The following is a 13,960-nucleotide window of genomic DNA, read 5'->3' as shown; positions in this document are numbered from 1 at the left end:
AATATAGGATTTTGGATATAAAAAACCGCCTCATGATGAATGAGACGGCAGTTTTTATTCTCCGTGTAAGAATGCTTTTTTATTAAGCAGTGCTTCTTCAGATTCTACGTGATCCTCATCCGGAACACAGCAGTCTACCGGGCATACTGCAGCACATTGCGGTTCTTCGTGGAAGCCTTTGCACTCCGTACATTTATCTGTTACAATAAAATAAACATCATCACTTACCGGTTCCTGTGGTGCATCTGCATCTACCGTAAGACCTGATGGTAATGTTACGGTACCTTTGAGTTCTGTACCTTCTGAAGCTTTCCAGTCGACTGCTCCTTCATAAATTGCATTATTCGGGCATTCCGGTTCGCAAGCCCCGCAATTAATGCATTCATCAGTTATTTTAATAGCCATCGCTAATTTTTTTTAAATTTGCACAAAATTACAAAATATTCCCCAATTTTACAGTACTTATGAATATTGAAAATCAAGTTTTAGGACTTACAAGGCTTAGCCATTATATAAAAGAGTTTTTATTAAAAAATACCGAACATTATAATGAGAATGATGTTGATTTTGATTTTTTGCTAAAGAAGTCTGAAATAGAGAATCCCTGGTTTACGATTGAGAACCAAAAATTCGCTTTGAAACAATGGGCTGATCTGCTGACGGATGAAAATATAAATAAATGGCTTAAAGAATACTCTCTTTCCAAAACTTCAAAAAGAGTAGGGCTTATTTTAGCCGGCAACATTCCTTTGGTGGGATTTCATGATGTGATTTCCGTAGTGCTGAGCAATCATATTCCGGTGATCAAACTGTCTTCTAAAGACCGGTATATGATTCCTTTTTTACTTAAAAAATGGAACGAGTTTTCCGACGGAAACGTAATGTTTGAATTTGTAGAAAGGCTGGAAAATTTTGATGCGGTAATTGCTACCGGAAGCAACAATACGGCAAGGTACCTCGAGTATTACTTTAAGAATCATCTTCATATCATTCGGAAGAACAGAACGTCTATCGCTGTTATCAAAGGGGATGAAACGGAGGAAGAACTGAAGCTCCTTGCGGAAGATATTTTCCGGTATTTCGGGCTGGGCTGCAGAAATGTTACCAGGTTATTCATTCCCCAAGATTATGTGATTGACAGAATTTTTGAAAGCTTTTTGGATTTTCAGGATATTATCAACCATAATAAATATGCCAATAATTACGATTACAACAGGGCGGTTTATCTTCTGAACCAGGAAAAATTCTGGGATAATAATTTTGTGATGCTCAAAGAGGATGAGAAACTGTTCAGTCCGCTTTCTGTGATTAATTTCAGCAGATATTCTTCTCTGGATGAAGTGAAGGATTTCATTGCTGAAAACGAAGAAAATATCCAGTGTGTGGTGGCTAAAGAAGAACTTGGACTGGACTCTATCGCATTGGGAGAAGCTCAAAATCCCGGACTTGATACGTATGCCGATAATGTTGATACGATGAAATTTTTATCGGTAATATAATTCTTCGTATCTTGCTGTCAACCAATCATCGATTCACATGAAAAAAATACTTTTTATAGGTGCGTTTTTTGCTTTTCACTGGACTTTTTCCCAGCAAAAGAGCAGTATAAAGATTGTTGAGAGTAAGAGAATAGAGCTTACCTCGGAATTAAGTAAGGATAAAGTTGATTTGTACAATCAGACTTTTATGAAATTTATTGCTGCGCTGAAAGACTCGGATAAAGGGAAAATCAAGACCTTGGTTTCAGATAAGATCAAATATTATATGTCTGAGGATATGATATCAAAACTATCAGGAGGAATCAGCTTTGAAAGAAAAATGGAAGTTTATAAATCGGGATACCAGCAATTGTATGAGAACGAAACGTATCCGATTATTCAGTACAAATATTCAGATGATCAAAATAATCCGCCACGGGATATTATCAATGTAATTTTTGAGAATGACGGAAAGATTCTCGGAATAAAGCCTGAATATGCAGAGTAGTTCAGGAGTAATGAGCAATAAATAATGAGTAATAATAAAATAATATTAAAAAATTAATACATAAAAAATATGATGACAGACGTTTTGGTCGCGCATTCTTCAGATATTGAGAAAGCCGACTTTTACAAGAAAACCTATTTACACGTTGCATTGGCAATTCTTGCATTTATTGGTGTGGAAACTGTTTTATTGCAGATTGTTCCGGATCAGGTAATCTTTGCCATGTTTGGCCAGCGGTATATCTGGCTTTTGATTATAGGTGTGTTCTGGCTTGCTTCTGTTCTGGCTACCAAATGGTCGCTTTCACTGAGCAAATCGACACAATATTTAGGATTAGGATTTTATATTTTGCTGGAAGCAGTTATTTTCCTTCCATTGATTAAAATTGCTACGCTATACGCAGGACCGCAGGTGATTTTCCAGGCAGCAATGCTTACGATTGCCATGTTTTCAGGGATTTCATTCGTTGCATTCACTTCAAAAAGAGACTTTTCTTTCCTTAGAAACATTATTGTGATCGGAGGATTTATTTCTTTGGGATTAATTGTTGGAGGAATGCTGTTCGGGTTTAATCTTGGACTTTGGTTTTCTGTAGGAATGGTAATTCTGGCTTCGGCAACCATTCTTTATCAGACCAGTAAATTAAAGGATGCTTATAGCACAAATCAATATGTGGGAGCTTCTTTACAGCTTTTTGCTTCAATTATGCTTTTATTCTGGTATATCCTGAGTATTCTGATGAGCAGGAGAAGTTAAGATGGTGAGAAGTGAAAGGTAAAAAGTGAGAGGTGAGAAGTGAGAGAGGTGAGAGGTAAGAAGTAAAAAGTAATAGATTATATATTTTCTATAACCCAAAAAATCCTGATGTTTTCATCGGGATTTTTTATTTGGAAGTTTACGGATAAACTTCGTAAAATTTAAGTTTAAAATCTTTCAATTTCAGATCAGATTTATTTGTCGATAGATCCTAAAACCTTTTGAGCAAAAGAGTTTAAGGCATCTTTCTCGCTCATTCCGGATTGTACACTGGCGTGAACTTCCAGGGCTCCGCAGATATTGGTAATCAATTCTCCGGCAACGTTCATGTCCTCTTCTGTAGTACCTCTGAATTCTGTAAAGCTTTCCAGTACTTCCAGGGTTTTTTCAAGGTTTTCAGGTGTCTGCGTTTGATACAGCTGTCTTATGATGGGTAACTTCATTATAATTCGTTAAATAATTCGGTTAAACTCTCTGCTTTGTTGGTCTGAACCTGATTTACCAGTTCACCGTTTCTGAAGATGGCAAAAGTTGGTAAATTGTCTACTTTAGCCAGTTTTCTGCTTTCCGGTAATTTTTCCGCATCAACATATAAGAAGGGAATACTGTCATTTTCAGAAGCTAATTTTTTGAATTTCGGCTTCATAATTCTACAGTTTCCGCACCATGTTGCGCCGTACTGTACCACTACTTTTTCATTTTCGCTTACAATATTCTGTAGCGTATCTTCTGTTAATTCTGTATACATTTGTTTTATTTTTTATAAAAAATAAACAATGTACCAATAAAAACAATGTAACAGTTTACCAATATCATCTTCTGCAGCATCATTGTTACATTATCAGATTGATACATTGTTATATTAAAATTAGATGTTAATTTTTAGCTAAATACTCAGCAGTAGAAGTTCTGTCCGCTTTCATAGCATCTTTTCCTTCTTCCCAGTTGGCAGGGCAAACTTCACCATGCTTCTGAACGTGCGTATAAGCATCGATTAATCTTAAATATTCTTTTACATTTCTTCCCAAAGGCATATCGTTTACAGACTCATGGAAGATTTTTCCTGTTTCGTCGATAAGATATGTTGCTCTGTATGTAACGTTTGAACCTGTGAAAACTTCTTCACCTTCATCATTGTATTCAAAATCCTGATCAACAATTCCTAAAAGGTTAGCCAGCTGTCTGTGCGTGTCGGCAAGAATCGGGTACGTAACACCTTCGATACCTCCGTTATCTTTTGAAACATTCAGCCATGCAAAGTGCACTTCGTTTGTATCGCAAGAAGCACCGATTACTTTAGTGTTTCTTTTTTCAAATTCTCCTAAAGCTTCCTGGAAAGCGTGAAGTTCGGTAGGGCATACAAAAGTAAAATCTTTCGGATACCAGAATAAAAGAACTTTTTGCTGGTTTGCAGTTGCTTCTTCAAAGATGTTGATTCTTAAATCGTCACCCATTTCAGACATTGCGTCAATGGTTACATTCGGGAATTTTTTTCCTACTAAAGACATAATTTCTTGTTTATTTAAATTTTTCTGGTGCAAATATAGAGATACTTTGTCTATCGAACAAATAAGTATCGATTAATAAAATCTATCAACACATTAGCTTGATAGAATCAAAAAAAGCCCTGAATCAGGGCTTTTAATTTATTTAAGATGGAAATGATTAATAACCAAATATCTCAGTAAGATTCAGTTTTTTTACTTCACCAAGCTTCTGCATATCCGCTTCTTTCACTTTGTCCTGAGAAGCCACTACACAATATGTGTAATTTTTGCCTTTCATTTCTTTGTTATGAAAAGTATTGATGTCTGCAAAAGTTAATTTAGGAGCCTGTTCGTAAACATTCTTTCTGATATCTGAATTATTTCCTAATTTCTGTGCTCTCAGATAAGTAAAGATAATACCGTCCTGAGTAATTCTTTCTGCAGCAATAGATTTTTTCAATCCACTTTTTGCTGTTTCGAAAAGCTGATCAGATTTCGGAAGGGTAGTAAGCAGTTCATTCATGGCTGTTGTAGATTCATTGAATTTATCTGCCTGAGTTCCTACATACGCCATGATCATATCTTTATCCTCTTTTTTTCCCGGAAGTGAAAAATAAGAATAGGTAGAATAAGCCAGTGCTTTTGATTCCCTGATCGTCTGGAATACTACGGAACCCATTCCGCCACCGAAATAGTTGTTGAATAAGCTTACCGTTGGCGTAATGCTTACATTGTAAGGATCACTGTTTCGCACCCAGAAGATTTCTGCCTGAACCATGTCGTAGTGGGCGAATAAAACCTGGTTTTTATCCGTTGAAACCTGAGTGAACGTCTTGGATTTCGGCATATCTTTAAGCGAAGCCGGAACATTATGGACTGATGCTAAAGAAGATGATACTTCATTTGCGGATTTTGGCCCATAGTGAAGAATTTTATGTTTATAATTAAATAAATCATGAAGCATATTCACGAGATCTTCTGCTTTTAATGCATCAAGCTCAGCATCCGTTAAAACATTATTGAAAGGATTTTGTGGTCCATATTGAGCGTAACTTCTCAGCCCGCTCATGATTGAACCTTTATTCTGTTTGGCGTTGGCTCTTGATTTTTTAAGTCTTGCTTTGTAAGAATCCAGGGCTTTTTGATCAGGTTGACAGTTTTTGATAAGATCTTCAAATAGTGCAGCCGTTTTTTCGAAGTTTTCATTTAAACCTTCCAAAGAAACGTATGTTTCTTCATTTCCTGCACTTACGTTAAAGCTTGAGGCCAGTTTGTAAAACTCCTTACTGATCTGTTCCGAAGATTTATTTTTTGTTCCTAAATATTGCAGGTATTCTGCCGCTAAAGGAAGCATTTTATTATTCCATCTTCCGGAATCAAAATGATAATATAGTCTGAAAAGCTGATTGTCCGTATTCTTTACAGAGAGAATATCAACGGATTTCAGTTTGCCTTTATCAATATCTTTATTAAAATCAAGCCACATCGGAGCGATCGGCGATTCCGGCATCTCGTCAATTTTTTTCAGGAACGGCGACTGGTCTTCTCTGTTTACGGATACTGCTGTAATGGCAGGTTTGTCTACCTTCAGGATATTTTTATCTTCTCCTTTTCTTTTGTAAACCGCTACGTAATTATTGTCCTTAAGATATCTGGAAGCGAAATCCATAATATCTTTTTTCGTCAGTTTAGAGATTTCTTCAACGTATTCCAGCTGTGTTTTATGATCTACTTCGGAAGTGAATTCATCCATGAGAGACTCTGCTCTCGAACTATATTTTTCATACTTCTGAATAATATTCTTCTTCTCATTGTTAACAATAGACTGCATCAGGTCATCTGAAAACTCACCCTTTCTTAATTTATCAATTTCCTGAATCAACAGGCTTTTTACATCATCCAGAGATTGTCCTTCCGTAGGATTACCCTGTAGTAAAAGCACTGAATAATCTTTCAGGACATACGGGAAAGCATAAGCGCTCAATAATTTTTGTTTTTTAACCAAATCAAGATCAATTAATCCTGCCTGTCCGTTGGTAAGCATGCTTCCGATGAAATTCAGCATTCTTGCGTCTTTCGTTGTTGCTCCCGGAAAACGGAACCCGATCATGATATTTTCAGGATTCGGACCGTAGACTTCTCTTGTAATAGGTGCCGTAATCGGACTTTCCTGGCCAACTTTATACTCAGGAATCGTTTTAGGCTTCATATAAGAGAATGCTTTATCGATTTTGGCAATCATTTCATCAGGATTAAAATCTCCGGACATGATGATTCCCATATTGTTCGGCACGTAATAATTGTTATAATATTCCCGAATTGCCTTTAATGAAGGGTTTTTCAAATGCTCAATCGTTCCGATGGTTGTCTGCTTTCCGTAATTGTTATTTGGGAACATGGCAGCAAACATAGCTTCCAGTACTTTTCTTCCATCGTTGTCGAGACCACGGTTTTTCTCTTCATATACTGCTTCCAGCTCTGTATGGAAAAGCCTCAGAATCGGCTGTCTGAATCTTTCAGCCTGTACGGCAAGAAATTTATCCGTTACGTTGGCAGGAATATCTTCTGTATATACGGTCTGTTCGTAAGAAGTAAATGCATTGGTTCCGTCTGCACCCATTCCCGACATCATTTTGTCGTATTCGTTGGCAATGGCGTATTTTGCAGCCTCTCCAGAAACTTTATCAATCTCTTTATAGATTTCCTTTCTTTTGGCTTCGTCTTTGGTAGAGTTATACTTTTCGTACAGCGCATCAATCTGATCTAAAAGAGGTTTTTCTTTTGCCCAGTCTTTAGACCCGAACTGATCGGTACCTTTAAAGAGCATATGTTCAAGGTAATGGGCAAGACCTGTATGATCTGCCGGATCGGTTTTACTTCCTGCTTTTGTAGCTATATAAGTCTGTATTCTCGGATCCTTTTTTGTCGGACTTAAAATCACAGTAAGTCCATTTTTCAGGGTATAATATCTTGCAGCAGTGGGGTCGTTGGTTACATATTTATACGTGTAGCCGTTTGATTTTGCTTCCTTCCACTGGAAATCCTGTCCGTAAGCATATCCGCAGTAGCTGGCTGCGGCAATGCTTGTAACGATGGTAATCCTTTTTAAAAAATTCATTGTGGGAATAGTTTTAGTTTTTAATTATAATTTTGATTAACTGAATTGCTCTAATGTATTCTTAATTCTCTTCATGGCTTCAATAAGATCTTCTTCCGATGCAGCATAGGAAAATCTGATGCATTCCGGGCTTCCGAACGAAACGCCGCCTACACAGCCAACGTGGGCATTTTCAAGAAGGAACATGGCGAAATCATCAGAATCCTTAATTTCTGTTCCGTTTAATGTTTTTCCTATATAAAATGATACATCCGGAAAAAAATAAAAAGCGGCTTTGGGAAGCACCACCTTGAATCCCGGAATTTGTTTAATTAAATCATACACCAGATCTCTTCTTTTTCTGAAAGCATCAATCATGTACTGGTACTCCGAAGGATCTGTTTTTAATGCGGTAATAGAAGCTCTCTGCGCCACGGTGTTAGCTCCGCTGGTCATTTGTCCCTGGATTTTTTCGCAGGCTTTTGCCAGCCATTCCGGACATGCGGAATATCCGATTCTCCAGCCGGTCATTGCAAAGGCTTTTGACATTCCGTTGATAACGGCAGTCTGTTCGTATACTTCCGGAAACTGAGCAATGGAAGTGGTTTTTGTTTCGTAGTTGATATATTCGTAAATTTCATCGGAGATTACCGTAACATGAGGATATTTTGCGATAACTTTAGCAATGGATCTCAATTCGTCGTAGGTGTAATATCCACCCGAAGGATTACATGGTGAACTGAAAAGCACCGCTTTGGTTTTATCTGTTATGGCTTCTTCCAGCTGCTCGGCGGTAATTTTAAAATCGGTTACATAAGAAGTCGGAAGCATTACTGAAGTTCCGCCCATCATTTTTACCATTTCGTCATAGCTTACCCAGTAAGGATTCGGAAGGATCACTTCGTCGCCGTCATTTAATAAAGCGGCCAAAACATTTATAATGGACTGTTTTGCACCGTTTGATACACAGATTTGTGACGGTTTGTATTCTAATTCATTATCTCTTTTCAGTTTATGTACAATTGCCTCCCGAAGTTCTAAAAATCCGGGAACAGGAGAGTAGTGGCTGTAGTTCTCATTAATGGCATCAAAAGCTGCCTGTTTGATATTATCCGGAACATCAAAATCCGGTTCGCCTAAGGTAAGGCTGATAACGTCTATTCCGCTCGCTTTCATTTCACGTGCCTTATTGGACATAACAAAAGTCTGTGAGTAACCAAGTCGTTGTACTCTGTCTGAAAGTTTCTCCATTTAATAATTTCTAATTTAACAAATATATAATAAAAAGTATTTTATGGAAAATAGAAGTAAACTTTTTTGTCCGGCTGAAAGTTTATCACTACGTTTGTAGTTATTCAATTGAATTCTGATTGCTAAAATATTAATAATGTACAAATTAATCTTTCTGCTTGTTGTTTCTTTTGTTTCGGCTCAGCAGTACCGGTTTACGTATTCTTATCAGATGAAGCCTGATGCAGGTAAAAAAGATTCTGTCATTACCGATTATATGAATCTTGATACAGATGGCATGAAATCTTATTTTTATAATGCCGCCAAATATGAAAAAGATTCTGCCTATGCTGTTACAAAAAACTTTCGAGATTTACTTCAGGCAAAATCATATGATCAGAATTTAAGTTATATCGTACAAAAGGATTATGGAAAAAAGGAGATCAATTTTTATGATCAATTTAAAACCATACATCTTGTAATTCCTGAGAATGAGGTTCCGAAATGGAAAATCGAAAAGGAATTTATAAAGATAAATGGGATCAGCTGCCAGAAAGCCACCGCTCGTTATAAAGGAAGAGTCTGGGAGGCATGGTTCAGTAAAGAGTATCCCATCAACGATGGTCCGTATAAATTTTCAGGCCTTCCCGGAATTGTTGTCAGCATTAAAGATTCTGAAAACGATCACGCCTTCAATTTAATTCAGATTAAGAAAATCAATAAAATTTTTTCACTGCTTCCAAAATCTGTAAAAAAGATGACCTTCACGGAATATAAAAAAATAATGCGTGATTATACTTTTAATAGTGAAGATATTGAAAATATGAGTGTTAACAAGCAGGAAAACCGAATTGATCTCCAGCTTAAAGACGGCTATATCGCCAAGATTGGAGCAGATGAAATGAAGAAGATGAATAAAATGGATGAAGAAATGACAAAACGCTTACGAAGAACCAATAATAATATAGAAAGAGAATAAATCTAAAAAGTAATATCTGAGAATCTTTAGCTAAATGTTATTTGAATAAAGCTTATAAAAACTTATTTTTGCTTTTTTATAATATTTCACATGTCTATAACGTTACTACTAAAATACTTTCCGGATCTTACAGAAAAACAGATTGAACAGTTCGGTAAACTGGAAGATCTTTACCATGAATGGAACGAAAAAATTAATGTAATCTCCCGAAAAGATATGGAATCCCTTTATGAGAAGCACATTCTGCACTCTCTAGGTATTGCGAAAGTAATGGAGTTCGCTCCCGGAACCAGGGTTCTGGATATTGGAACAGGCGGCGGTTTTCCAGGAATTCCATTGGCGATTTTGTTTCCGGAAACAGAATTTACTTTAATAGATTCTATTGGGAAGAAGATAACTGTTGTGCAAGCAGTTACGGAAGGTGTAGGACTGCAGAATGTGAATGCCATTCACGGAAGGGCAGAAAAGCTGAAGGCGAAATTTCACTTTGTGGTAAGCCGTGCGGTAACCCAAATGCCGGAATTTCTGAAATGGCTGAAAGGCAAATTTGAAAAAGAACAGTTTAATCCCAAACATAATGGAGTTTTATATTTAAAAGGCGGAGAACTTGCTGAAGAGCTTGCCGGAATTAAATGTGAAATTTTCAGTCTTAAAAACTATTTTGATGAAGAATTTTTTGATACGAAAAAAGTAGTTTACGTGTCAAAAGGCAATTTTAATTCTTAAATTTTAACATATTTTAGGAATACTATTTGCTTTAAAAATTACTGATAATCAAAATTTTGTTGTTATGAAAAAGCTTCTGTTTTCTGTGCTGATTTTAGGATTGTCCATTACTTCATGTGATGATGATGACGATTATCAGACCATTGAGTCCATCGATAAAATTAAAATAGACAGCGTAAAAATAGTTAACGACACGATGGATGTTTTCAGCATTCAAAGCATCAAAACATATTCTACCTATTCTTCTCACTGTGAAGGATTTTACGGATACGATTATGTTCATAACGACAACCTCGCCAGAACGGTTACCGCTTATAAATATATTACCAACGGACCTTGCAACCAGGTAACGTATACATCTGCGAACCAAATCAATTTCAGTCCGCGAAAAACAGGAACATACACTTTTAAATTCTGGAACGGCGGCAATAGCTGGATCACCAAAACAATTGTAGTTGAGTAAATAAATGAAATGGATTTTTTTAGCCTTTTTTCTGATTTCCAATGTATTATTCAGTCAGAAAATCTATTGGAATGAAAACGTGAAGCTAAACTGGAGCAACTTTAAAAGCAAGATAAATAACCATGGAGGAACTAATGTGGTAGCTTATACCAATTGCGGCTGGATTTATTCCTATGTAAAATCATCAAATCCTAAGGCGCCGATCAAAATAGAAATCAATACGGTTTTTAATGAAGATAAATCCTGGAAAGATGTAAAAAGGATCAACGATTATGTGCTTCTTCATGAACAAAAGCATTTTGATGTAGCCGAGGTATACGCACGTAAACTTCGTAAGGAAGTTGCGGAAAATATAAAAACATCCTCGGATTTTGACAGGCATTTTAAAACAATTTACAACAAAATTCTCAAGGAATATAAGGATTTCCAGCGACAATATGACAGCGAAACAAAAAACGGAATTCTGGAAGACAAACAATCAGAATATAATCGTATAATTGCTGAAGGATTGGAAAATTACAAAAGCTATAAATCGTCTTGAAATTCCTGAATAAAATCATTGATGAACTTTTAGAACAAAACACGGATCTCTCCGGGGTTAATGTCGTTCTGCCCGGAAAACGGCCTATTGTCTTTATACGCCAGATTTTAAAAGAAAGAAATTACTCAGGGTTTCTTCCCAACTTTTTTACGATTGAAGAACTCATACATCGCATTGCTGATACGCAGGAGATCCAGGGGATTTCGCTCTGGCTTTTTGCGTTTGACGTCTATAAAAGCCTTAATCTTATCCCGAATGACGAATTTTCAGAATTCCTGAAATGGTTTCCTACGCTGCAGAAAGACTGGGACGATATGATGAAATTTTCCGACAGTGATCAGGCGGTTCTGCATTATATGTTTGATGAAGAAAGAATTAAAGACTGGGCGCAGAACCTGGGTGATGAAGATGATGTTCCGAGAAAAAAATTCCTGAATTTCTGGAGAAATATGAATGTTTTCCTTCCCGTATTGAAGAAAAAACTGCAGGAAAAGAACTGGGCAACCTCCGGAATGATTCATGAGACGGCAAGAAAACACATTGATGAGTATTCTAAAAATACCAATGAAGAATTTGTATTCTGTGGTTTCAACGCATTTACTCCTGTAGAGGAGAAACTCGTAAGAACCCTTTTGCAGTGGGATAAAGCACAGTGTTTTTTTCAGGCGGACCGGTATTATTTTGATGATGAAAGACAGGAAGCCGGAAAATTTCTCAGAGATCATAAAATATGGAAGGAATTTAATGAAAGCCGTGCTTTTAAATGGATTGAGGACGATTTTAATCAGCCCAAAAATATAAAAGTGTATGAAGTTTCCGGAAATATTACCCAAACCAAGATTTTACCTGAAATCTTTAAAGAAATTGAAGATAAAACCTACTCGAATACAGCCGTCGTTTTGCTGGACGAAAATCTGTTGCCTGCAACCCTGGATGTAATGTACGGAATTCAGAATCTGAATATTACGATGGGATTTCCCTTGAAGAACCTTTCTTTTTCAAATGCGGTTAAGCAGCTTTTTTACCTTCAGAAGCAACTGGAAAAAAATAAATCTTCCTATTACTACCGCGATATTTTTCCTATTCTTGAAGAACTGCCAAAATCTGTTGAAGATGAAGCGGTTATCGATAATTTTAAAGCTAAAATTGAAGAAAGGAATATCGTCTATATTTCTAAAAAGCTCATGAATGAGCTGTTGAGCGGTCTTTCTTATTTTAATCTTCTCCAGAAAGCAGATTCTACCAACGATTACCTTGATGCGCTTATTGCTTTCTGCCGGGAAATAAAATGGCTGGATATTGATGATATTCAGTATGAAAATGTGTCTCATTTTGAAAATGCGTTCAGGATTATTAAAAACCAGCTTTCCCCTTATCAGTTTGTGATAAAAATGGAAACGCTGGAAATTTTGATCAATCAGCATATCAATTCAGAAAGTATTGATTTTCAGGGAGAACCTTTACGCGGACTACAAATCATGGGGCTTTTGGAAACCCGTCTTCTCAATTTTGAAAATGTTATTTTACTATCCGTCAATGAAGGTAAACTTCCCTTGGGAAACTCGCAAAATACCTATATTCCGTTTGATGTAAGAAAATTCTTTGATCTTCATACCTTTTTAGAAAACGACAGCATCTACGCCTACCATTTTTACCGGCTCATTCAGGATTCTAAGAATGTCCATTTGCTGTTCAACGCACTTAGTTCGGGCGTAAACAGTGGAGAAAAAAGCAGGTTTATTACGCAGATCGAAATGGAAAGTTCCCATGAAATCGAACATCTTATCATCGAGAACTCGTCGGAGCCTATCATTACACAGCCGATTGAAATTAAGAAAACGGATATTGTGCTGGAAAGACTGGAAAAATGGAAGTCTAAAGTTTCGGCGTCGCATCTCACAAGTTATCTCTATAATCCTATCGATTTTTATCTTTCAAAAATTCTGAATACTTCGGAAACTGATGAAATTGAAGAAGAACTCTCCGTGAAAAATTACGGAAACCTGGTTCATTACTCACTTCAAGAAATATATGAAGATTTGAAAGGTAAGATATTAAAAGAAAATGATTTAAAGAACTCAATTAAAGCAATAGATCATTTTATAGAAGTTGCTATTGAGAAGCTCAAACACCAGCCCGAATTTTATGAAAAAGGCATGAATTTCATTCATCGGGCGATTGCCAAAAAAGTAATTGAAACAATTCTCAATCATGATCTTGAATTAGTAAAAAATGGAAATTCATTAGAAATTATTGATATTGAAAAACGTTTTGAGGGTATTGATTTTTATTTAAATGAAACTGATAAAATATCTTTCTTCGGCTTTATTGACAGAATTGACAGGCTCAACGGAACGCTCAGAATTATTGATTATAAAACAGCTAAAATCAAAAATCTCGTTGTAAAAATTGACGAAGATAAAATCGATGAATACTTTCATAACAGCGATAGGAAACAGGCTCTGCAGCTTTGCATTTACCAATATGTTGTGGAAAATCTTCCTGAATTCTGGGGAATGCCCGTGGAAACAGGAATCTGGAGTTTCGCCGAAGCTAAAAAAGGCGTCGTATCGCTTCAGTTTGAGAAAGGAACTATAGATGATGCAATGAAGTCTGTAAAAAGCCTGATTGAAGAAATCCTGAATCCGGATATTAATTTTGTGGAAGAAATTAAGACATACTCAAATTAAAAAAG

Annotated in this window: 14 protein-coding genes; 8 read left to right on the top strand and 6 right to left on the bottom strand. The window is 36.4% G+C overall.

What is annotated here, in order from left to right; all coding sequences use genetic code 11:
* Nucleotides 1-54: 54 nt before the first annotated feature.
* On the bottom strand, nucleotides 55-405 hold the full coding sequence (locus BUA76_RS01750) for a 4Fe-4S binding protein (protein WP_034682968.1): 351 nt from the start codon (nucleotides 403-405) through the stop codon (nucleotides 55-57).
* 59 nt (nucleotides 406-464) lie between these two features.
* Between BUA76_RS01750 and BUA76_RS01745 the strand changes: the two genes are divergently transcribed.
* The 3 genes from BUA76_RS01745 (at nucleotide 465) to BUA76_RS01735 (ending at nucleotide 2,742) form a co-directional block, all read left to right on the top strand.
* Nucleotides 465-1,499, top strand: coding sequence for an acyl-CoA reductase (locus BUA76_RS01745; RefSeq protein WP_072883083.1), 1,035 nt, complete (start codon nucleotides 465-467; stop codon nucleotides 1,497-1,499).
* 37 nt (nucleotides 1,500-1,536) lie between these two features.
* Complete coding sequence (locus BUA76_RS01740) at nucleotides 1,537-1,986, top strand: hypothetical protein (protein ID WP_072883081.1); 450 nt, start codon at nucleotides 1,537-1,539, stop codon at nucleotides 1,984-1,986.
* 69 nt (nucleotides 1,987-2,055) lie between these two features.
* Nucleotides 2,056-2,742: a Bax inhibitor-1/YccA family protein gene (locus BUA76_RS01735; RefSeq protein ID WP_072883079.1), complete on the top strand. Its 687-nt coding sequence runs from the start codon at nucleotides 2,056-2,058 to the stop codon at nucleotides 2,740-2,742.
* A gap of 194 nt (nucleotides 2,743-2,936) precedes the next feature.
* On the opposite strand, the gene BUA76_RS01730 is transcribed toward BUA76_RS01735, so the two are convergent.
* From BUA76_RS01730 to BUA76_RS01710, 5 genes are all read right to left on the bottom strand, one after another.
* Nucleotides 2,937-3,185: a DUF6952 family protein gene (locus BUA76_RS01730; RefSeq protein ID WP_029292955.1), complete on the bottom strand. Its 249-nt coding sequence runs from the start codon at nucleotides 3,183-3,185 to the stop codon at nucleotides 2,937-2,939.
* The gene (locus BUA76_RS01725; protein ID WP_072883076.1) at nucleotides 3,185-3,490 is read right to left on the bottom strand and encodes a thioredoxin family protein; all 306 of its coding nucleotides are present in this window, start codon (nucleotides 3,488-3,490) and stop codon (nucleotides 3,185-3,187) included. The genes BUA76_RS01730 and BUA76_RS01725 overlap by 1 nt, the downstream gene beginning before the upstream one ends.
* Before the next feature lie 127 nt (nucleotides 3,491-3,617).
* Complete coding sequence (locus tag BUA76_RS01720; RefSeq protein ID WP_072883073.1) at nucleotides 3,618-4,250, bottom strand: peroxiredoxin; 633 nt, start codon at nucleotides 4,248-4,250, stop codon at nucleotides 3,618-3,620.
* Nucleotides 4,251-4,407: 157 nt separating this feature from the next.
* On the bottom strand, nucleotides 4,408-7,347 hold the full coding sequence (locus BUA76_RS01715) for a M16 family metallopeptidase (protein WP_072883071.1): 2,940 nt from the start codon (nucleotides 7,345-7,347) through the stop codon (nucleotides 4,408-4,410).
* Between the two features lie 36 nt (nucleotides 7,348-7,383).
* Nucleotides 7,384-8,577 carry a pyridoxal phosphate-dependent aminotransferase gene (locus tag BUA76_RS01710; protein ID WP_072883068.1) on the bottom strand — a complete coding sequence of 398 codons (1,194 nt, stop codon included), beginning with the start codon at nucleotides 8,575-8,577 and terminating at the stop codon, nucleotides 7,384-7,386.
* Nucleotides 8,578-8,713: 136 nt separating this feature from the next.
* Between BUA76_RS01710 and BUA76_RS01705 the strand changes: the two genes are divergently transcribed.
* From BUA76_RS01705 to BUA76_RS01685, 5 genes are all read left to right on the top strand, one after another.
* Complete coding sequence (locus tag BUA76_RS01705; protein ID WP_072883065.1) at nucleotides 8,714-9,535, top strand: GLPGLI family protein; 822 nt, start codon at nucleotides 8,714-8,716, stop codon at nucleotides 9,533-9,535.
* 90 nt (nucleotides 9,536-9,625) lie between these two features.
* Nucleotides 9,626-10,261 carry a 16S rRNA (guanine(527)-N(7))-methyltransferase RsmG gene (gene rsmG, locus BUA76_RS01700; protein WP_072883063.1) on the top strand — a complete coding sequence of 212 codons (636 nt, stop codon included), beginning with the start codon at nucleotides 9,626-9,628 and terminating at the stop codon, nucleotides 10,259-10,261.
* A 64-nt stretch (nucleotides 10,262-10,325) separates the two neighbouring features.
* A complete protein-coding gene (locus BUA76_RS01695) occupies nucleotides 10,326-10,724 on the top strand; it encodes a hypothetical protein (protein WP_072883060.1) in 399 nt (132 codons plus the stop codon).
* A gap of 4 nt (nucleotides 10,725-10,728) precedes the next feature.
* Nucleotides 10,729-11,265 (top strand): DUF922 domain-containing protein, encoded by a 537-nt coding sequence (locus BUA76_RS01690; protein WP_072883058.1) that lies wholly within the window; start codon nucleotides 10,729-10,731, stop codon nucleotides 11,263-11,265.
* Nucleotides 11,262-13,955 carry a PD-(D/E)XK nuclease family protein gene (locus BUA76_RS01685; protein WP_072883056.1) on the top strand — a complete coding sequence of 898 codons (2,694 nt, stop codon included), beginning with the start codon at nucleotides 11,262-11,264 and terminating at the stop codon, nucleotides 13,953-13,955. The genes BUA76_RS01690 and BUA76_RS01685 overlap by 4 nt, the downstream gene beginning before the upstream one ends.
* Nucleotides 13,956-13,960: the final 5 nt, after the last annotated feature.

This window comes from Chryseobacterium takakiae, from assembly GCF_900129385.1.
GTDB classification, from domain to species: domain Bacteria; phylum Bacteroidota; class Bacteroidia; order Flavobacteriales; family Weeksellaceae; genus Chryseobacterium; species Chryseobacterium takakiae.
This window is presented reverse-complemented; position numbering and strand designations above follow the sequence as displayed.

Coding starts and splice junctions, on each gene's coding strand:
- rsmG (WP_072883063.1), top strand. CDS start 9,626: ATGTCTATAACGTTACTACTAAAATACTTTCCGGATCTTACAGAAAAA.
- BUA76_RS01720 (WP_072883073.1), bottom strand. CDS start 4,250: ATGTCTTTAGTAGGAAAAAAATTCCCGAATGTAACCATTGACGCAATG.
- BUA76_RS01705 (WP_072883065.1), top strand. CDS start 8,714: ATGTACAAATTAATCTTTCTGCTTGTTGTTTCTTTTGTTTCGGCTCAG.
- BUA76_RS01710 (WP_072883068.1), bottom strand. CDS start 8,577: ATGGAGAAACTTTCAGACAGAGTACAACGACTTGGTTACTCACAGACT.
- BUA76_RS01745 (WP_072883083.1), top strand. CDS start 465: ATGAATATTGAAAATCAAGTTTTAGGACTTACAAGGCTTAGCCATTAT.
- BUA76_RS01735 (WP_072883079.1), top strand. CDS start 2,056: ATGATGACAGACGTTTTGGTCGCGCATTCTTCAGATATTGAGAAAGCC.
- BUA76_RS01740 (WP_072883081.1), top strand. CDS start 1,537: ATGAAAAAAATACTTTTTATAGGTGCGTTTTTTGCTTTTCACTGGACT.
- BUA76_RS01750 (WP_034682968.1), bottom strand. CDS start 405: ATGGCTATTAAAATAACTGATGAATGCATTAATTGCGGGGCTTGCGAA.
- BUA76_RS01725 (WP_072883076.1), bottom strand. CDS start 3,490: ATGTATACAGAATTAACAGAAGATACGCTACAGAATATTGTAAGCGAA.
- BUA76_RS01690 (WP_072883058.1), top strand. CDS start 10,729: ATGAAATGGATTTTTTTAGCCTTTTTTCTGATTTCCAATGTATTATTC.
- BUA76_RS01695 (WP_072883060.1), top strand. CDS start 10,326: ATGAAAAAGCTTCTGTTTTCTGTGCTGATTTTAGGATTGTCCATTACT.
- BUA76_RS01730 (WP_029292955.1), bottom strand. CDS start 3,185: ATGAAGTTACCCATCATAAGACAGCTGTATCAAACGCAGACACCTGAA.
- BUA76_RS01715 (WP_072883071.1), bottom strand. CDS start 7,347: ATGAATTTTTTAAAAAGGATTACCATCGTTACAAGCATTGCCGCAGCC.